Source organism: Gaetbulibacter sp. PBL-D1 (assembly GCF_050509525.1).
Taxonomy (GTDB): domain Bacteria; phylum Bacteroidota; class Bacteroidia; order Flavobacteriales; family Flavobacteriaceae; genus Gaetbulibacter_B; species Gaetbulibacter_B jejuensis.
The window spans coordinates 18,991-40,416 of the sequence record NZ_JBNWKB010000005.1 but is presented as its reverse complement, the minus strand read 5'-3'; the positions used below and the strand labels follow the sequence as shown (position 1 = coordinate 40,416).

The following is a 21,426-nucleotide window of genomic DNA, read 5'->3' as shown; positions in this document are numbered from 1 at the left end:
GGTCTAAATGGTCTTTTAATAAAAAAGGAATTTCATGAAAAAAATTATAAAATACATTCTGTTTTTAGTAGTCATAAATGGTTATGGACAAGAGTTGAATTTGCCAGTTTGGACACAGTATTTAGCCGACAATAGTTTTGTTATCTCACCAACCTATGCAGGAATTGGAGATAACTTTAGAATTAGAGCCAACGGATTAACACAATGGGTTGGTATTAAAGACGCACCAGATAATCAAGCGCTTTATGCCGATTTTAGAATTGCAGACCGTTCAGGAGTTGGTTTGTCGTTGTACAATGATAAAAACGGAAATACACGTCAAAAAGGAGTTAAATTCTCTTTTGCGCATCACCTTATTTTAGATTATAAATCTAAGCAATACCTGTCATTTGGTGTTTCTTATAACATCAATAGCTTTAGAATTGATATTGAAAATTTTGAACCTACTTACGAAATTCCTATTGTAGATCCAAGTATCACTGATGATAGAGCAATTAATAACAATAACTTTGATATTGGAGCTTTATATAGATATAAAGGATTTTATTTTAGCTTAAATGCTAACAATATTCTTGAAAAAGAAATTGATGATTTTGTTGGAATAGAACCAAGTTTACTTTTAAACTTTCAATTATATTCAGGTTTAATCATTCAGAGTAAGCAAAATAAAAGAGTAGAGTTTGAACCGTCTGTTTACTATCAACTATTCAATAGTGATAAGCGTTCAAGTACTGATATCAACTTCAAATACCGAAAGTATAACAGAAATGAAGATTATTACTGGGTTGGTGCATCCTATAGGTTTCTTAACGACCAGTTTTTTAAACCTTTAAATATTGGTCCTATGGCAGGTATCATGAAGTCAAAGTTTTATTTTGCGTATTCCTATCAGTTTACAATTAATGATTTGGCGGGTTACAACTCTGGTACGCACAGTATAACTGTAGGTTTTGATTTTCTACAAGGAATTAGTAACTGTCCATGTGCACAAAATCCTGTACATTAATATTAGGTGTTATGTGTTGGTAATTAGTTAATTATTGTTAAAATATGGTAGTTTAAAGCCTATTTAAACGACTTATCGAGATTATTTCTTTTCATTAATTTTTTATCCCTACATTTGGATTAAGATTAATAGCAAATCATTTTATTTTAACTTAAAGTCACTAGACATGTTTTGCTATTATATTAAGTCTTATTCTAAGACTATTTCGTTTTTAAGCTTCTTTTTCTTACTTGTTAGCTTTTCATTTTCGCAAACGCCTATTTTTTCACCAGCAATGACAATTACAGAATTAGGCTCTGTAAATTCTCCAGCAAATGAAACTGTAGAAAATATTATTGATGGTTCAACATCCACTAAGTTTTTAGATTTTAATTATGCCGATGGTATGGGCTTTACAGTTGATTTAGGTGCAAACCCAAAAGCTGCATCGTCAATATCGATTACTACTGCAAACGATTCTCCCAATAGAGATCCTCAAAATTATACTGTTTCAGGTTCAAATAATGGAACTGACTTTACACAAATCGCCTCAGGGTCCATTCCTTGTGTAGGAACTAGATTTCATCAAAGAACATTTAATTTTACAAATTCAACATACTATCAATACTATAGAATAAATTTCACTACGCAATGTGGTTCTGATAATAGTATTCAATTATCCGAAGTACAATTGTATTCAAATACACCAACACCTACTTACAATCATGAGACAGTGCAAACAGGCTACAATACCATTATGGGAGTAGTGTTTAATAATGATGGTACTAAAATGTTTGTTTGGGAAAAAAGAGGGCATGTTTATGTATCTAATTGGAATGGATCTACTTATGTAAAACAAGCAACACCAGTTTTAGATATTTCAGATGAAGTAGGAGATTGGAGAGATTTTGGGTTTCAAAGTTTTTGCTTAGACCCAGATTTTGATAATAACGGATTGGTGTATATGTATTATATGGTAGATAGAGAACATCTTATGAATTACGGAACTCCAAATTATGATCCAAACGATAATGATTATTACGAAGCTTCTATAAGTAGATTAACTCGCTATCAATTAAATATTGGAAGTAACCCATTAACAACTGATTATACATCAAGAACTGTGCTTTTAGGTGAATCGGTTTCTACTGGAGTACCATTAACACATGAGTCACATGCTGGAGGAACAGTTATTTTTGCTGATGATGGAACTTTATTAGTGTCAACAGGAGATAATGCAAGTTATTCTTCAACTGATGTTGGAAGCGCTAACGAAACATATTACCAGCAAGCTATAAATGATGGTATTATGCGTCCAGAAGAAAATGTTGGAGCATTCAGAAGTCAAATGATTACTTCACTTTGCGGAAAAGTATTACGTTTAGATCCTGCTACAGGAGATGGTGTACCTTCTAACCCTCACTATAATGCTTCAAACCCTAGAGCACCAGAATCTAGAATGTGGGCAATGGGATTACGTCATCCATTTAGAATGTCACTTTTACCAGGAAGCGGAAGCACTAATCCTGCTGATGGTGATCCAGGAACCATATTTGTGGCTGATGTTGGTTGGAATGTATGGGAAGATTTACACATTTTTGATAAAGGAGGTTTAAATGGTGGTTGGCCTTTGTATGAAGGACAAACACAACTTAATAGTTATTATAATAGTGGAGCTACAAATCCTGATGAAGGTAATGCTCTTTTTGTAAGTAATTGTCCACAACCAACCAATTGGACTGATAACGCTGATCCAGCAATGAGACGTTTTGTACATGACAGACCAGAAGTGGCCTGGAGACATGGTGGCACAAATGATGCACGTGTGCCATGGTTTAATGGAACAACTCCAACTGATCCTAGAGTAGGGACTACAGGAGCTCCTACAACTGGAGTTCAGTTTAGAGGAAATACTGCCATAACTGGTGTTTATATTCAAGGAGACGCACTTGGGAGTTCTATGAATGGGAAGTTTTTGTTCACGGACTATGTAAGAAACTGGATTAACACTGCAACATTAACTGATGGCTCCCAAAACTGGATAAGCGATATTTCAGAATTAGCACCATTAAATACAGGTTTAGGAATTGTACATATGTATCAAAACCCTTTAGATGGTTTTGTGTATTATGTTAATATTTACATAGGAGAGTTGCGTAGAATTACATTTGTTGCACCTCAATGGACCAATGAACCAACTGATATGACAGTTGCCTGCGATGGAACTTCAGATCCTGGAGACGCATTTGCGACTTGGCTTAGTAGTTTTTCAGGTACAGTGTCTTGTGGAGCTGCAACTATAACTCATAATAGTACGGGCTTAAGTAACTTATGTGGGGCAACAGGCTCAGAAACTGTTACATTTACATTGTCTGATGAATGTGGAAATAGCATAACTAAAGACGCGACTTTTACTATTGAAGATAACACAAACCCTCAATGGGATTCGACACCAGCTAATGTTACTGTAGAATGTTCAGCTAGTGCTAATGCTGATTTTCAATCTTGGTTAGCTAGTTTTTCTGGAACCGACAACTGTAGTAGCGCAACTGTGACTCATGATAGTGATGGCACACTTGGTTGTAATGCATTTGAAACTGTAACATTTACTTTGTCTGATGATTGCGGAAACTCGGTTAATGTCCAAGCAACGTATACAATTGAAGAGACCTTAGCAATTAATCCTGAAGCGCAGGAGCAAGTTGTAATGTATCCAAATCCTACAGACGGAAAACTGTTTTTTAAAGGACTGAAGGCTAATGGCAAAATTGAAATATATAACTTAACAGGTCAGTCTGTATTTGAGTCTGAAATATTTAATAATGTTCCAATACAATTAGAACTTCCTCTTGGTCTTTACTTAGTTAAGATAAAAACTGAAAACTCTACTAGTGTTAAAAAACTAGTGATAGAATAAAACAAAACTATTAGTACATATTCATCATTTCGCTTTTGTAACATTAGTTGCCAATAAACTAATATATCTATCTTATTTTTGTCTCATATTAATAAGATATGGATTTGTTATTGTTTTTTGAATACTTTGGAGCACTAGTTATTGGTCTTATACTTGGCTTAATTGGTGGAGGAGGTTCAATACTAACAGTGCCTCTTCTAGTTTATTTATTAGGCTATAACCCAGTTGTAGCAACAGCGTACTCTTTGTTTGTTGTTGGTTCTTCTTCAGTAGTAGGTGTTGTACAAAAACATCAAAAACAGCAAGTAGATTTTAAAACAGGATTACTCTTTTGTTTTCCTTCGTTTTTGGCAGTTTATGTTTCTAGAAGATTTTTAGTTCCTAATATTCCAGACGTTATTTTTAGTACTAGTAGTTTTTCAATTACTAAAGATATGCTCATAATGGTGTTTTTTGCTTTGGTAATGTTGTTTGCTGCTATTTCAATGATAAAAAATAGAAGAGATACTCAAACAGAATTTGTGCCTCAACCGTATTATAAAACCTTTATTCAAGGATTGGTAATTGGTACTGTAACCGGATTAATAGGAGCAGGAGGAGGTTTTTTATATGTTCCTGCGTTAGTATTATGGTCTGGGTTGTCCATGAAAAAAGCAGTAGGAACATCATTAGTAATCATAGCAATAAATTCGTTGATAGGTTTTCTTGGAGACATGCAAACGCTAGTAATTGACTGGAAATTCCTTATTACATTCTCTCTAGTAACTATTGTAGGAATTTTACTTGGAGGCTATTTTTCAAAGTATGTATCTAATAAAAAACTAAAAAAGAGCTTTGGTTGGTTTGTACTTATCATGGCTGTTTATATAATTATAAAAGAGTTTGCAAAGTAATAGACAGCAAATGTTATTTTTGCAAAACTGTAAAATATTTAATGACATTAAAACGTAAAGACTATGAAAATAGAACAAATATATACAGGTTGTTTAGCACAAGGTGCTTATTATATCGAAAGTAATGGTGAAGCTGCTATTATAGACCCTTTAAGAGAAGTGAGTCTATATATTAAAAAGGCAGCTCAGGATAATGCAAAGATTAAGTACATTTTTGAAACACATTTCCATGCCGATTTTGTTAGCGGTCACGTTACACTTTCTAAACAAACAGGAGCTCCAATAGTTTATGGACCTCTCGCAAATCCTGCTTTTGATGCAATAATTGCTGAAGATAATCAGGAGTTTAAAATAGGAGATATTTCAATAATTGCTCTACATACTCCAGGGCATACCATGGAGAGTACAACTTATTTATTAAAAGATGAAAACGGTAAAGACCATGCGATTTTTAGTGGTGATACATTATTTTTAGGTGATGTAGGTAGACCAGATTTAGCTCAAAAAGCAGGTGATATTACCAAAGAAGATTTAGCAGGTTTCTTGTTTGATAGTTTAAGGAACAAAATCATGCCTTTAGCTAATGATGTTATTGTTTATCCAGCTCATGGAGCAGGTTCAGCATGTGGTAAAAACATGATGAAAGAAACTGTTGATACTTTAGGAAACCAAAAGCAAATGAACTATGCTTTACGTGCTGATATGACTAAAGAAGAGTTTATTGCTGAAGTGACTGATGGTTTATTGCCTCCACCTCAATATTTTCCTTTAAATGTAAAAATGAATAAAGAAGGCTATGATGATATTGATGAGGTTATAAAAAGAGGAACAAAAGCATTGTCTCCTAATGCCTTTGAAGTTTTGGCAAACGAAACAGGAGCAATCGTTTTAGATGTTCGTCATCAATCAGAATTTGTAAAAGGCCACATCCCACGTTCAATTTTTATAGGTATTGATGGCGGTTTTGCACCTTGGGTTGGAGCGCTTATTGCTGATGTTGAGCAACCAATTCTTATTGTTGCTGATAAGGATAGAGTAGAAGAAACTGTGACACGTTTATCTCGCGTTGGTTTTGATAATACCTTAGGCTATTTAGAAGGCGGTTATGAAGCTTGGGAAGCAGCAGGAAAAGAAACAGATACTATTGAATCAATTTCTGCTGATGAATTTAAAAATAGAATGGAAGCGAATACCATTCCTGTTTTTGATGTTAGAAAAGAAGGCGAATTTTTAAAATCGCATTTACCAACTGCAAATTTTACACCTTTAGATTATCTAAATCAGCACTTAGCAGAATTTCCTAACGAAGAGACCTTTTATGTGCATTGTGCAGGAGGGTATCGATCTGTTATAGCAGCTTCAATTTTAAAGAGTAGAGGTATTCATAATTTAGTTGATGTAGCTGGTGGATTTGGAGCAATAAAAAAATCAGGAATTCCAGTAACTGATGAGGTTTGTCCTAGTACATTAAAAAAATAGAAAAAATTAAAATCGGTATGGTAATATGCTATACCGATTTTAATTTCCTTTAATGCGTTGCCATAATGCATTGAGCATACCTTTAGCATCACTTCTGTCTCTTGGTTGCTCAATAAAATTTACAGTCCCATCTGTATGTTTTTCTATTAAAAATTGAAACACAAAATCGTCCGATTCTGGTTTTAAATTCAATAGTCCAAAGCGTAAATCATTAAAATATAAGTTTCCGTTTTTTTGAGAAATGCTGTACCAACCTTCAGTAATGGCAATCATTCGTTGTACTTTCTCATTATGTTTTAAATCATCAATTAAATGATGATTTTTCTCATATATAGAAAACGAGATTGGTTGTGAATCAAAAAACGAATAGTCTCCCAATAAATAAACATCTTTAGTATCTATATTAGCATTCCAAAGGATCGTGTTTAAAGGCGACGGTCTTGTATCAATATCTATATAATCAATATTTTGATTGTTCAATGCTTGTTTAAATTGGGAAAATGCAGCCCATTTTAAGAATAAAGTAATAACAAGGTAGGTTGAACTTAAAATTAACCCAAGTTTATTAAAAAATTGCCGTTTAGGATTTGTTCTTCTGCTGAAAAGTGCTAAGAGTAAACACACTAAAAAAGGTAAAGTGTAGATAGGGTCTACTACAAAAATGTTTTTATAAGCAAGTCGCAAATCAAAAGGCCAAAATAATTGAGTTCCCCAAGTGGTATGCGCATCTAGTAAAGGGTGTGTTATAAAAGCCCAAAAGAATAACCATGACCAAGATTTAAAGCTTTTAAAGGATTCGATTTTTGAAACCAGCCAACCAAAAATAGGTGCAAATACATTAGAAAACACTATGGAATGTGTAAACCCTCTATGAATTTCTAAAGCTGATACTGTATCGGTAAAATTAGAGGCCAATACATCCAAGTCTGGAATTGTGCCAGCAATTGCTCCGTAAAGCATAGCTTTGTTACCAACTTTTTTTCCTAAAACTGCTTCACCAACAGCAGCACCTAAAACTATTTGAGTAAGTGAGTCCATAATATTATCACAAAACTATTTAAAATTGGATTGTCTTTATATAAAATGAGTCAATAATATTTTTTATATTAAAGGTGTAACATTCTTGATTTTTTAGCGTCAAATAAGTATCAATCAAAATTTACACCATCATGAGAGAAGATAGACAACTTATAGTAATAACACATTTAAGTCAATTATTGTGTTTTATTACTGGTTTTGGAAGTTTAATTGTTCCGCTTATAATTTGGATAACTCAAAAAGAGAAAGTATTTCAAATGGATGCTCATGGAAAAAACATAGTAAACTTTCAAATTAGCATGATCCTTTATGCTTTATTATGCATTCCTTTAATTTTAGCTTTTGGCTTAGGTATACTAGGTTTTATAATACTTGGCATTATTTCATTAGTTTTTCCTATCATAAACGCTATTAAAGCAAACAATGGAGAAACTCCAACATACCCTTTATCTCTTAGTTTTATTAGTTAGTTATATTTTTTACAGAGGTAAATTAAAAACGCTCACTGTATAGTGGGCGTTTTTTTATATTTAGAAAAAAATAAGGTAGTTACAGAAAAATAAGACGCTCATTGTGAACATAAATATTAAGTTTGTTAATTGATATTTATGTGGCGTTATATTAAATACATATTATTTTTATTGTTACCAGTTTTTGTAGTTGCTCAAAATCCGGTGACACAGCACATGTCTAAAGTATCAAATCTTCCTGATGTTGAGTTTTATGATATTCTAGAAGATCACAACCACTATATCTGGCTTGCTGCAGATAAAGGTTTATACCGTTATAACGGAAATAATTACCAAAAGTTTACAAACCCTAGTCAAAAGGCAAATTCTTTATTTCAATTAAAATTAGATTTAAAAGGAAAACTTTGGTGTATTAATATTCACGGGCAAATTTTCTATGTAGAAAACGATACATTACACCTTTTTTATGACGCTAGTAAGCTTGTAAAAGGGCAGTTGTCACCTTTTGAAATTACCAATACATCCATACGCTTATTTACTGTAGATGGTATTTATGATATTAATTTAAAAGACAAAAGCACCATCAAGCTTTTTGAAGGTATGTCTGTTAGTGAGAGTGCTCACAATGATTTGTCCTATGTCATTAAAATGAATGCAAGTAACAGACCTTCAAAAGAAAAACAGAACTGGTATCAAATCAAAGGTGACCAGATAAAACTGCTTATAGCACTCACGTCTAAATACAGAATGCAGTCACCAAAGGTATATGCTTTTGAAAATAGTGCGCTGTTAAATTTTAAAGAACAAGGCAAAAATCAACTTTATATTTATAAAACTGAAATAGACGATGTTTTAAAGCTAAAGACACCTAAATTATTAGAAGATTTAACCATTTACAACATCACTTCTTTAAATAATGACTATTGGTTTTTAACAACATCTGGTGTGTTTATTTTTCAACTAAAAGATCAGCAATTAGTTTTAAAGGAACAATTGTTTAGTAATGAGTCTGTTACCGATGTATTGGTAGATTTTAATAAAAATTATTGGTTTACAACATTAGACAACGGTGTTTTTGTGTCTTCTAATCTTAATATTAGACAGCTTAATTTAGAACAAGCAAAAGATAAAATTACCGCAGCATGTGCACTAAATAACAATCAATTTTTATTAGGTACAAATAATGGTAAGTTGTTGTTTTATAATACAAACGGTATTTTTAAGACGCTTAAATTACCTGGATCAAAAATCATAGGTAATTTATTTTTTGATGCATCACAAAACCATGTAATTGTTAGTATTAATGCATCAGAATCTTATAGTGTAGATCTAAATCTGTTTACTATTAAAGACCAAAAAAATAAATACTCTGTTGCAAAAACATTTTCAAAAATTAATGATGAAAATCTCTTCTACGGAAGCTACAAAGAAGCCATAATATATAACAAACCGTATATTTCAGATTCTACAAGAGTTATTAGAAAAAGTAGAGTAAAAGCATCTGAAATATTAAACAATCAGCTATTTGTCTCTTTTATAGATGGCTTATATCAATTTGATGCTAATAATTTTCAGTCAAAAGAAATTAAGCTAGATGGCGAAAGTATTTTAGTAAACTCAATAGCTAAAATAAACAATGCTATTTGGTTGGCAACACAGCACAATGGCTTGTTGTGTTTTAAGGATGGTCAATTAATTTCTAGACATGATGCGTTGCCAAAGCAAGTGCAAATAAATACATTAAAATCTGATGGTGAATTTTTATGGATTTCTACCGAAGAAGGGTTTTATAAGTTTCATCCCAAAACCAATCAAGTAAGGCGATTAAATACACAAGATGGATTAACATTATCAGTAGATAAGTTTATTATTCTTGAAGATTATTTGGTGTCTGTTTTTCCAAATTCATTGTATGTAATGCCCAAAAACAATATGCTTTTTAAGGCTTTTAAAACCTCTAAAGTTTGGATAACATCCGTTCAAATAAATGATAAAGATACGGTTGTAAATACCAATTACAATTTACCTTATGATTATAATAAATTACGATTCGATTTTAACTCAAACGGATTTCAATCTAATAAACATGTTAGTTACAAATACCGTATAAAACCAATTGATACCACGTGGCGAAACGTGCCTTTAAACATACATTTTGTGGTGTTTAACAGCTTGTCTAGTGGCACCTATACTTTTGAATTAAAAGCCCAAAATTTAAGTGCAAAACAAGCTGTTTTTGCTACACCAATAACCTTTACTATAGCAAAACCATTTTGGGAAACCTATTGGTTTTATAGTTTAGTAATTGCAACAATAATAGGTTTAGTTTGGCTGTATTTTAGATGGCGATTACAACAAAAAGAAGCACAACGCATTGTTGAAGTTGATAAAATTTTAATTGATAAAAAAATAACGAATTTAAGGTTAGAAAATCTGCGTTCGCAAATGAATCCGCATTTCATTTTCAATGCTTTAAATTCTATTCAAGATTATATTATTTCAAATGAAAAGGAATTAGCAAGCTCGTATTTAGTGAAGTTTAGCCGATTAATCCGTATGTATTTAGATTACAGTCAGCAAAATGAAATTACTTTAGAAGAAGAATTAAACGCTTTAAAACTATATTTAGAATTAGAAAAAGTGCGTTTTGAAGATGAATTGGAATATACTATTTCGGTTGATAATCAATTGAAAACAAAACAGATAAAAGTACCGTCGTTATTCATTCAACCTTATGTTGAAAATGCTTTAAAACACGGATTATTACACAAATTAAACGACCGAAAATTACATATTGAAGCGAAAATTATTCAGCAAAATAAATTAAAAATAACGGTTGAAGATAACGGAATTGGTAGAGAACAATCGGAAAAATTAAAACGACCAAACCAACAACACAAACCCTTTGCTACCAAAGCTAATGAGGAACGTGTGCATCTTTATAAAAACAAATTAAAGCGTGATATAGCCATAACTACCAACGATTTGTATGACGAGAACGACGTAGCTGCAGGTACAAAAGTGGTCATCACGATGCCAATACATTAAGATATGAAAGCGATAATTATAGACGACGAAAAACGCGCCAGACATTTACTATCAAACTTGCTAACCGAACATTGCGCAAGTATTACAACTATTGAAGAAGCGCAGGATTTAGCATCTGGTGTAGACTTAATTAAAACCAGTAAACCAGATGTTGTTTTTTTAGATATTGAAATGCCAAATCAGTCTGGATTAGATATTTTAGAATACTTCCCAAATCAGATCGATTTTAAAATCATTTTCGTTACGGCATACAACCAATATGCGATTGAAGCTTTCAAACTGTCGGCTGTAGATTATCTGTTAAAACCAGTGGACACAACCGAGTTAAAAGAAGCTGTAGCAAAAGCTGAAGAAGCCATAAAAGCGAATAACTTAAACGACCAATTAAATAAGTTACGCGACTCATTAAAGCAACTCTCAATGGACAAAATTGCTTTAGAAATTCCTAAAGGAATCATGTTCGCATCGCATAATGATATCGTGTATTTTGAAGCCGATGGTATGTATACCAACGTGCAACTTATTGATGGCAAACAAAAAACCATTTGCAAACCGTTAAAGCATTTTGTTGAGCAATTGAAACGTAATGCGATGTTTTTTAAATGTCATCGATCGTATTTAATCAACTTAAAATATGTTGATGAATTGGTTAAAGATGATGGCGATTATTTGCTAATGAACAATCAAAAACGCATCCCAATTTCAAAATCTAAACGCGATCAGTTTCTTGAAGTAATAAAGGAAACGTTTATGTGATTTATTTGAAAATTCTGAAATTCCTTCAGAAAAAAAATCCTCGTTTTTAGAAAAATCCAAATTTAGAATGGTTGTTAAGTGCTTTATTTTGAAGTCCACTAAACACGATTCTTATGAAAAAAATAATTCTATTATTAGCTATAGCTTTATGCTACACAACATCGCATGCGCAATTTGGTAAAATGCTTAAAAATAAAGCCAAAGCAGCAGTAGAGAAGAAGTTAGATAAAAAAGAAGCAAGCAATTCATCTTCAAAATCTGAAAATGCTTCAGGAATGGTTAGCAATTCTTCAACATCTAATCAAAATGCATCAAAAACAGAATATACTGATGAAGAATTTAAAGCAGAATTAGCTAAAAAATACCCAAACGATCAGGTAAAGCAAGATTTATACTATCAAAAATATCTTGAGAAAAAGCAACAAGAAGCCGAAGCTAATAAGCCTAAACCAGCTAATGCAGTAAGTGACGATTTTTTATATATGTCGTATCCTTTTGCGATGACCAAAGGCATGAGCGCAGTTGGTGTTGATCGCGTAAAGATAAGACGTCAGATGACAGACATGGGTGATAATGTAGACTTATTGCCTGCACAAGATCCAGAGTATGCGTGGTTACGCTTTTTAACAACGCCAGAACTAGTCGCTATGTCACCAGAAGGTTACATAGGTTACGAGTTGGTTTCAGGAATGTTTACTACCAAAGTAGGCGCAGACCGATCGCAAACTTTAGAGCTTGGTACAGGTATGCCAATTTTAGTAAGAGGAATGTTAATTGCAGACGATGTGTTTGTCATTTATGCCGCATCGCATCAAGGCGGACACGCATTTAATGTACCATCGTACATGATTCAAGAAGATATTACTATTCTAAATGTGATAGGTAAAGGCGAGCAACAATTTCATTTAGATTGGTTAGAAAAAGCGAAACCAATTGTAAAAGAATTTGAAGCGACATTAAAAGCAAATTATGATGCTGCTGCCAAATCTACCATGGATGCTATTAAAATGCCAAAAGCTGGTAGTATGAATAGTAATGCATCATTAGTGAGTTTTGCAAAAGAGAATGTATCTAAAACCATTGCGAAAGATGGTGCAAAACTTCTAAAATTAAATATAGAATCTAACGACTGGAGTATTGTAAAAAACAAATACACAGGTCGTATTTTATACCGTTGGATTAAAGGTGCATTCACAGAAAAAAATAAAAATAACGACTGCTATTTACAAGGCTTTTTAATTAAACAGCAATACAATGGTAGTGGTTATGGTAGCTCTCAATTTGGAGGAATTATTCACGGACAAATGCCTTACGGACAGCAAATGAACTGTGAGTAAGTAATTCTGCATTTTTGGTTATAGTTTTTAAAGCCTGCTTATTTGAGTAGGCTTTTTTTATAATTTAATGTGTAAGAATAATCTTCTTAAATCCTTTAGAAAGAAATTATAGCTATTCAGAAAAAAGCAAATTGAAAACCTTTAAAAGTGAAGTTATTTTGTTGTTGAATATTAATCTCAACTACAATGAAAAAAACATTACTCTTATTAACCTTTTTAATAGCGTCTGCATCGTATAGTATACATGCGCAAAATGTTAACATTCCCGATGCTAATTTTAAAAGCTATTTATTAGCAGACGCAGCCATTAACACCAATAACGACTCAGAAATTTCTGTAGCTGAAGCACAGGCTTTTACAGGAACTATATCGGCAACAGGACTTGGAATTACAGATTTAACAGGAATTGAAGCCTTTATAAATATTACCATTTTAGAGGTGTATTCAAATAGCCTAACATCTTTAGACGTTAGTAATAACACTAATTTAACACGATTACATTGTGCAGATAACCAAATTACCACACTAGATGTTAGTGATATTCCTACATTAAATCAAATTCATTGTCAAAACAATCAGTTGGTAGTGTTAAATTTAGCCAATGGTAACAATGCTAATTTTGTGTATATGAAATCTTATGGAAATCCTAATTTAACCTGTATTCAGCATGATGCTAGTTTTACGCCACCTTACACTAATGCAGGTCCATATGCTAATGGATGGACTAGAGATGCAAATTCTAGCTATTCTTCTAATTGTAATTATAATTATAATTATGGACCTGTTTATGTAGATATTGATGCTACAGGAAATAATGACGGAACTAGTTGGGCTAATGCCTACAACTCTTTACATGATGCATTAAACAATACAAATATTGCTGGTGCTGAAATTTGGATTGCTGAAGGAACTTACAAACCTATTAATGCTTCAACACCTTTTTTAAACCAATATGGTGTTAATATTTTTGGTGGTTTTGTAGGAACTGAAAATACAAAAGCTGATCGTAACGTTGACCCATGGTTACATCCAGTATACTTATCTGGCGATATAAACGGAGATGATTTGAATGAAGTACCTAGTGTAACATCAACAAATAAAAGTGATAATGCAACACGTATTTTGCAAATTGAGCCAACTACTGTTAATGGAACTACTTTAAATCATGTACAAGAAAACATTGTAATAGATCGTATTAACTTTGTAAATGCTTACGGAGGAAGTGCTTTGTACAGTCACCCAAGTACAGTTAACTATACACAAAATCAAATCACACTTTTAAATTGTCGTTTTGCACGAAACTACGCAGCAACTAGACCAGCTTTTGATATTTGGGCTAATATATATGGAGGAAGTAGTGGAAATCCTATTAAAACGTTTTCTTTACTTAATAGTATTGTAGATGAAAATGTGTCGCAAGTTGGGTATGCTTTTGAATATCGATCACTTCAGGATTATGATAAGATTTTTATAGGAAATAATTTATTTATTGCAAACAAAGTAGAAGATGCAGGAATGTCGGGTAGTGTAGCTAGATTTATTTCTAACGGAGCACAAGGTCTTAGTGTGTTTTTTAATAATAATACACTTTCTTTAAATCAAGAAGGTGCTGGTGTAGCAGCTTCAGTAGCTAGTTGTATTCGATTAGAGAAAACTTCAGGTGGCTTAAGTGGTGCTTGGTATAATAATATATATTATAATAATATTGGAACAAATGAATTTGTTGGTTTTACTACTTCTGGTGTAGGTATAAATTTTGGTGATACCAACGCTCGTGATTTCACACCAAGTAATGATGTTTCAAATTCAATATATCTACCAACAACACCTTTTGTAGATGTTTCTTCAGGAAATTTTGAACCTTTAGCAGCCTATCGTCAAAACGGTACTATGGGTGGTTTTGGAGGCTATAATTTCTCTGATTTTCCTGCGACAGATTGTTTTCAAAACGGAAGAACGTATTCTAGTGGAACAATCATTGGTTTAGGAGCTATTCAGCATGCAAATACAGCGATGTTTCATGGACCTGGAGATATTGCAAATTTATCTACACCAGCACCAATTGGAGATATTTTTGTAGATGCTGGTGCAACTGGTAATAATGACGGTACCTCTTGGGCAGATGCTTACAACTCTTTATATGATGCTTTAAACTCAACTAGTTTTGTACCAGGAGGAAAAGTGTTTGTAAAAGCTGGAACGTATTACCCAACAACTGGAGGATTTACAGTAAGTGATGATAATGTTCAAATTTTTGGAGGTTTTAATGGTACAGAAACAGATGAAAATGATAGAGATATGGCGTTAATTTATACAACAAATGCTACTATTATTTCAGGAGATATAAATGGAAATGATATTGATGGCGATTTTGCATCTAACAAATCTGATAACGTAGGGCAATTAATGAATGTTAACACAAATGTGGTAACAATCGATGGTTTTATTTTTGAAAATGCTCATAAACCTAGTGGTAGTAACCCTGTAATTTATTTTCCAACAACTTATAATACATCATACTTTACACTAAAAAACAGTGTTATTAGAAACAATTATACGGGTAATGGATTACTGATGGATTATAGATATTTTACAGATACTATAGAGTTTATTAATGTTGCTGTAAAAGGAAACTTAGTTAATAATGGAGTTTGCTTATTTCAAAGTTCAAGTAGTAATACACCAATCGATTTTAGATTTGTGAATTTAGAGTTTACAGATAATCAGTTTAATTCAGACTTTGGCGCTATTTGGTTTAGAGAAACAGGAACTTCAAATATGAATACTTCAATTGTTAACTCGACTTTTGTAAACAACCAAAATGATTTTTCTACAACTACAATTAAACATTTAATTAATATTAGCTCATCAGGTTCGTTAGAAAATGTTGTAGATGTATATAATTCTATTTTTTATAATAATCTATATAGTAATACATCTATAGTTAGTGATAAGGTTTTTGATAATTCTAAACCTGCCGAAGGTAATTTTGGAGATTTAGATATTGATAACTGTATTGCACCTACAATTTATCCTTATACATCTAATATTGATTCAGATGCTTTTAATATAAGTACAGCAAATCCTAATTTAGATACTGATTATAAACCAACTTCAGCTTCAACAGCAGTTATAGATCAAGGAACAAATTCATTTTATAATTCTGGATTATTCGGAACTTTAGATGCATCTGGTAATGAAAGATTTTTTAACACTACAATAGATTTAGGAGCTTATGAATACGATTCTACTTTAGGCATAGATGCTATTTCTTTAAATACAAATTCAGTAAAACTATACCCAAATCCTGTAAGTGATAAATTATTTATTAAATCTACAGAACAAATTGAAAGCGTAACTATTTATAACATTAATGGTCAATTAATAAAGCGCACTAACGAAACTATAAATGGTGTTGATGTGTCTGTATTGTCTTCTGGATTATACATGATTGAAATCAAAACCAATAACAATACTATTAATCAGAAGTTCCTTAAGGGCTAAGTTGATGTAACATCAACTTGATTGAGCGCTCACTTATGTGGGCGCTTTTTTTAACTAAGTAATTAAAAACAATCACATGAAACATTTAAAAACAATCACATTCGTATTCTTAACAATTTTATTAACCTCTTGTTCATCTGATGATGATTCTAATTCTTCAGAAACAAATTTTATACACGTTGGTGACGCTTCTTTTGAAATGAAAACAGCAGTAGTACAACCTTCATTAAACTCGGTATATTTAGGCTTAACCAATAGTACAGAAGCTGAGATTAATGCTTCTTTTTCTGGAACAACACTTAATAATGTCGATTATTTTTCAGCAAGAATCAATCATTTTGATCTTGCTCCTGGAGAAACTTACGATCTAGATGACATTTCTAATTTAGAATTTATTGTTAATGGAGATGTTATTAATTCTGAATTTGAAAACGGTTTCAGTCAATTTTATAAAAGTGGAAGTAACGCTGATTTAGAAGTAACATCAGGACATATAACAGTAATTGACTACTCAGTAGATAATATTACTTTATTTCTTGAATTTGAGAGAGCTGATGGTGTATTGGTATCAGGAACGTATAATGGCTCATTCATCTATTTGGATGATACTAATAATTAAAAGTGTTACTATTAATTATAAAAGAGGGACTATAATTTTAACACAAAAAAAGCGCTTACATTGGTAAGCGCTTTTTATATATGATATAATTAATTTGAAAAGACTAGCTATTTAACATCACAGGCATAACAAGCATAGTAACTTGTTCGCCTTCGTCTAAACCATCAACAGGCGTTAAAATACCTGCTCTGTTGGGTAAGCTCATTTCTAATTGTACTTCGTCAGCATTTAAGTTTGTTAACATTTCAGTTAAAAAGCGAGAGTTAAAACCTATTTGCATGTCATCACCTTGATAGTCACATGTTAGGCGTTCTTCAGCTTTGTTTGAGTAATCAATATCTTCGGCAGAAATGTTTAATTCAGCTCCTGCAATTTTTAAGCGAATTTGATGTGTTGTTTTATTTGAGAAAATACTAACACGTTTAACAGAGTTTAAAAACTGTGTTCTGTCAATACTTAATTTATTTGGATTTTCTTTTGGTATTACAGCTTCATAATTAGGGTATTTTCCATCAATTAATCGGCAAACTAATTCAGAGTTTTCAAAAGTAAATTTAGCATTTGAATCGTTATACTCAATTTTTACATCATCATCACTTGTAGCTAAAATTCCTTTTAAAAGATTTAAAGGTTTTTTAGGCATGATAAATTCAGCAACTTGATTTGCTTTAACATCTTCTCTAGTGTATTTAACTAATTTGTGAGCATCTGTAGCAACAAAGGTTAAACCGTCTGTTGAAAACTGAAAGAATACACCACTCATAACAGGTCTTAAATCGTCATTTCCAGCAGCAAAAATAGTTTTACTAATAGCTGTTGCTAGTATCTCACCAGAAACCATAGTTGTACTTGGGTCTTCTAATTCAACAGCTTTAGGAAATTCGTTTCCTTCAGCATAAGCTAAAGCATACTTACCATGGTTAGAGCTAATCTCAACTGTGTTGTTATCTTCAACAACAAACGTTAATGGTTGCTCAGGGAACGTTTTTAAGGTATCCAATAGTAATCGTGCAGGTAAGGCTATACTACCATTACTGTCACTTTCAACATCAATTACTGATGACATTGTGGTTTCTAAATCACTAGCTGAAACCGTTAATTTTGAGTTTTCAAGTTCAAACAAAAAATTATCTAAAATTGGAAGTGTGTTAGAGTTGTTAATTACTCCACCTAAAACTTGTAATTGTTTAAGCAAATACGTACTCGATACTATAAACTTCATGAAATTGCTTTAAATTTTTATCGTTATGAATATTTAAGCAAATATATTTTATTAAAGTGATAATTGTAAGCCTTAGTTATACATTTTTATTAACAAGTAAATTTTTTGTATTTCTTAACCAGAATTTTAGATTCTCGTTAACATAAAAAGTATTGTGATTATAATATTATGTGGTATATTTATACGCTTAAAAAAATGAAAAATGTATAAAAATACTTTCGGGTATAAATTAATCCTAATGCTCTCTTTTGTTAGTTTTAATTTCTTAACAGCCCAAACCGATGAACAAAAAAGAGAAATTATTGCTACTTATGATCATGCATTACTTTCACAAATGGCGAATGAATTTTCGTTAGCTTTTGAAAATGATTTAAAGGCGGCTAGAGTTTATGCTATGGAAAACAATTTACCAACTGTAATTTTTACAGAAAATGGAGGTATGTCAAAGTTGCATAAAGTTTTAGAAGATGGAACTTTACTTTATTTGTCAACAGACAATAGAGGAGCTGGAGTTACGGTTAGAGCAAATAAGCTCTACACAGGTCCAAGTGGAGGACTAAATTTATCTGTTGAAGGTACAGGAATGACCCTAGGTATTTGGGATGGTGGAAAAGTGTTAGATACACATGAGATTTTAGTAGATAGAGTTACTCAGCAAGATGGTTCAACAGTATTGTCTAACCATGCTACTCACGTAGCAGGAACAATGATTGGATCTAATACGCCAACCATTCTAGCTAGAGGTATGGCATTTAGAGCTAGTTTAAATGCGTATGACTTTGATAACGATCTTTCAGAAATGACTACTGCTGCAGCAAATGGGTTGTTAATTTCTAATCATTCTTATGGGCTTAATGCTGAATTTTTACCAACATATTATTTTGGGAGATATGATAATTTAGCAGCTCAAGTAGATAATATACTATACAATGCACCTTACTATACAGCTGTTTTCTCTGCCGGAAATGATAGAAACGCAGGTTACAATACTGGAGATAATGGTTATGACTTGTTAACTGATAGAGGAGTCTCTAAAAACGGAATTACAGTTGCTGCTGTAAACCAAGTTAACAATTATACAGGGCCTTCAAGTGTTGTGATGTCTGGTTTTAGTAGCTGGGGACCAACAGATGATGGAAGAATAAAACCAGATATTTCAGCAAAAGGAGTAAACACCTATTCTTCTTTAGCTACTTCTAGTACATCCTACGGTTATCAAGATGGAACGTCTATGGCAGCTCCAAGTATAGCTGGATCTTTAGGATTACTCCAAGAGCTTTACAGTGATATTCATGGTAATTTCATGAAGTCTTCAACTTTAAGAGCTTTAGCAATTCATACTGCTTCTGAAGCAGGTGTTTTTCCAGGTCCAGACTACCGTTTTGGTTGGGGATTATTGGATTGTGAAACAGCAGCTATTGCAATTTTAGAAGAAGAATTTCAGTCTTTAATTGAAGAGAATAGTCTTGCCGATGGAGCAACATTCACAAAGTCAGTAACAGCATTAGGAACAGAGCCTTTAGTGGTTACAATTGCTTGGACTGACCCAGCAGGTACAGTACAGGGTACTACAGTAGATGATACTACACCTAGACTAGTTAATGATTTAGATTTAAGAGTCGTAGATGCTAGTAATAATACAACTTATCCTTGGGCTTTAAGTGCATTTAGTTATACTTCTCCTGCAATTAGAAGCGTGAATAATGTTGATAATGTTGAAAAAGTTGAAATAGATGTTCCTTCTGGAGATTATACAATCATTGTAAATCATAAAGGGACTTTAGATTCAGGAAATCAAGATTTTGCATTAATCGTAACAGGTATTTCTGAATCAGATTTTGCATTCACTCCTGAAAATATTACAAAAACTTTTTGTGCAGATGAAGTAGGAGACTATTACTTTAACTATTCATCAAGTGATACTTACAATGGACCAACAACACTGTCAGCTACTGGATTACCAGCAGGAGTAGTGGCAACATTTACTCCTAGCGTAATCACTGCCGATGAAGACTTTACTTTAGAAATATCTGGTTTAGACTCAGTGACTCCTGGTACTTATTCTTTTGAAGTTATTGCTACTGGTACTTCTGATACTAAGACAAGACAAATGGAAATTGAAGTATTAAGCGCTGACCCTATTAGTGATGTAACATTAAATTACCCTAGCGCAGGAGAGTCAGGTGTTTACATATATCCAGGATTAACTTGGGACGCTGTTAGTGGAGCAAGTGGTTACAAAGTTGAAGTTTCTGAGCTTTCTGACTTTAGTACTCTAATTTTTGAAGATACAGTAGAAGCAAACACTGTTAGTGTTCCGGCATTGAATAGTAACACACAATATTACTGGAGAGTTATGGCATTCTCTGAGTGTGTTGATGCAAATTTTGTGTCTTCTTCTTTTACTACTGAAGCTGTTAATTGTTCTATTTCATCTACTGCAAATGATAACCCACAACCTATAGCGGCTGTGGCAAATACGGTTACATCGGTTATAAATGTACCAGCAGGTCAAGATATTTTAGTTGGTGATATTAATGTGACTGTTAATTTATCACATACTTGGATGGGTGATTTAACGGTTAGTTTAACTAGTCCATCAGGTACTTCTGTTGTGTTGTTTAGTAACGCTTGTGATGATTTAGACGATACAAATGTAACTTTTGATGATTCGGGTGTTGAGTTTTCTTGTTCAGGAACAGTGCCAGCACTTTCAGGAACAATGCAGCCTCAAAATTTATTGACTCCATTTATAGGCGAAAATGCAGCTGGTGATTGGACTCTTACAGTTAATGATGGTTATGATGAAGATGGTGGGTTTTTAAATAGTTTCACACTTGAATTATGTAGTACTGCAGGACCTTTAAGTGTTGCTGATAAAAAACTAGAAGGATTTGCAATTTATCCTAATCCTGCTAAAAATCATTTTGAGTTTACTTTGTTAAACCAACAAGAAAATGTTAAAGTAGGTGTTTATGATATTAATGGTCGTTTATTGATTTCAAAATCATTTAATACTAACGAGCGTAAACTTGTAAGTGTAGAAAACTTATCTAGCGGAATGTATTTTGTTGAAGTAATAAATGGCCAACAAAAAGGAGTTAAAAAACTAATGGTTAAATAACAAACAACTCTCAATAAAATAAAAAAGCGACCTT

Annotated in this window: 13 protein-coding genes; 11 read left to right on the top strand and 2 right to left on the bottom strand. The window is 32.5% G+C overall.

Annotation, left to right across the window (positions count from 1 at the left end):
* Positions 1–34 precede the first annotated feature (34 nt).
* The 4 genes from ACQ0RB_RS05465 (at position 35) to ACQ0RB_RS05450 (ending at position 6,274) form a co-directional block, all read left to right on the top strand.
* Positions 35–1,006, top strand: a complete 972-nt coding sequence (locus ACQ0RB_RS05465) for a PorP/SprF family type IX secretion system membrane protein (RefSeq protein WP_129760686.1) — start codon at positions 35–37, stop codon at positions 1,004–1,006.
* Between the two features lie 274 nt (positions 1,007–1,280).
* On the top strand, positions 1,281–3,902 hold the full coding sequence (locus ACQ0RB_RS05460) for a PQQ-dependent sugar dehydrogenase (RefSeq protein ID WP_430497058.1): 2,622 nt from the start codon (positions 1,281–1,283) through the stop codon (positions 3,900–3,902).
* A 98-nt stretch (positions 3,903–4,000) separates the two neighbouring features.
* Complete coding sequence (locus ACQ0RB_RS05455) at positions 4,001–4,795, top strand: sulfite exporter TauE/SafE family protein (RefSeq protein WP_430497056.1); 795 nt, start codon at positions 4,001–4,003, stop codon at positions 4,793–4,795.
* 63 nt (positions 4,796–4,858) lie between these two features.
* A complete protein-coding gene (locus ACQ0RB_RS05450) occupies positions 4,859–6,274 on the top strand; it encodes an MBL fold metallo-hydrolase (RefSeq protein ID WP_430497054.1) in 1,416 nt (471 codons plus the stop codon).
* 39 nt (positions 6,275–6,313) lie between these two features.
* Here ACQ0RB_RS05450 and ACQ0RB_RS05445 read toward each other — a convergent pair whose 3' ends face one another.
* On the bottom strand, positions 6,314–7,312 hold the full coding sequence (locus ACQ0RB_RS05445; protein ID WP_430497052.1) for a metal-dependent hydrolase: 999 nt from the start codon (positions 7,310–7,312) through the stop codon (positions 6,314–6,316).
* Between the two features lie 131 nt (positions 7,313–7,443).
* Between ACQ0RB_RS05445 and ACQ0RB_RS05440 the strand changes: the two genes are divergently transcribed.
* The 6 genes from ACQ0RB_RS05440 (at position 7,444) to ACQ0RB_RS05415 (ending at position 17,046) form a co-directional block, all read left to right on the top strand.
* Positions 7,444–7,782, top strand: coding sequence for a DUF4870 domain-containing protein (locus ACQ0RB_RS05440; RefSeq protein WP_129760691.1), 339 nt, complete (start codon positions 7,444–7,446; stop codon positions 7,780–7,782).
* A gap of 216 nt (positions 7,783–7,998) precedes the next feature.
* Positions 7,999–10,830, top strand: coding sequence for a histidine kinase (locus ACQ0RB_RS05435; protein ID WP_430497049.1), 2,832 nt, complete (start codon positions 7,999–8,001; stop codon positions 10,828–10,830).
* A gap of 3 nt (positions 10,831–10,833) precedes the next feature.
* Positions 10,834–11,586 (top strand): LytR/AlgR family response regulator transcription factor, encoded by a 753-nt coding sequence (locus ACQ0RB_RS05430; RefSeq protein ID WP_430497047.1) that lies wholly within the window; start codon positions 10,834–10,836, stop codon positions 11,584–11,586.
* Positions 11,587–11,699: 113 nt separating this feature from the next.
* The gene (locus ACQ0RB_RS05425) at positions 11,700–12,923 is read left to right on the top strand and encodes a hypothetical protein (protein ID WP_430497045.1); all 1,224 of its coding nucleotides are present in this window, start codon (positions 11,700–11,702) and stop codon (positions 12,921–12,923) included.
* A 186-nt stretch (positions 12,924–13,109) separates the two neighbouring features.
* Complete coding sequence (locus ACQ0RB_RS05420; protein WP_430497043.1) at positions 13,110–16,427, top strand: T9SS type A sorting domain-containing protein; 3,318 nt, start codon at positions 13,110–13,112, stop codon at positions 16,425–16,427.
* Positions 16,428–16,503: 76 nt separating this feature from the next.
* Positions 16,504–17,046, top strand: a complete 543-nt coding sequence (locus ACQ0RB_RS05415; RefSeq protein WP_430497041.1) for a hypothetical protein — start codon at positions 16,504–16,506, stop codon at positions 17,044–17,046.
* Between the two features lie 103 nt (positions 17,047–17,149).
* Here the strand turns inward: ACQ0RB_RS05415 and dnaN are convergent, their stop codons facing one another.
* Complete coding sequence (gene dnaN, locus ACQ0RB_RS05410; RefSeq protein WP_129760696.1) at positions 17,150–18,268, bottom strand: DNA polymerase III subunit beta; 1,119 nt, start codon at positions 18,266–18,268, stop codon at positions 17,150–17,152.
* A gap of 202 nt (positions 18,269–18,470) precedes the next feature.
* On the opposite strand from dnaN, the gene ACQ0RB_RS05405 reads away from it, so the two are divergent.
* Positions 18,471–21,392, top strand: a complete 2,922-nt coding sequence (locus ACQ0RB_RS05405; protein WP_430497038.1) for a S8 family serine peptidase — start codon at positions 18,471–18,473, stop codon at positions 21,390–21,392.
* Positions 21,393–21,426: the final 34 nt, after the last annotated feature.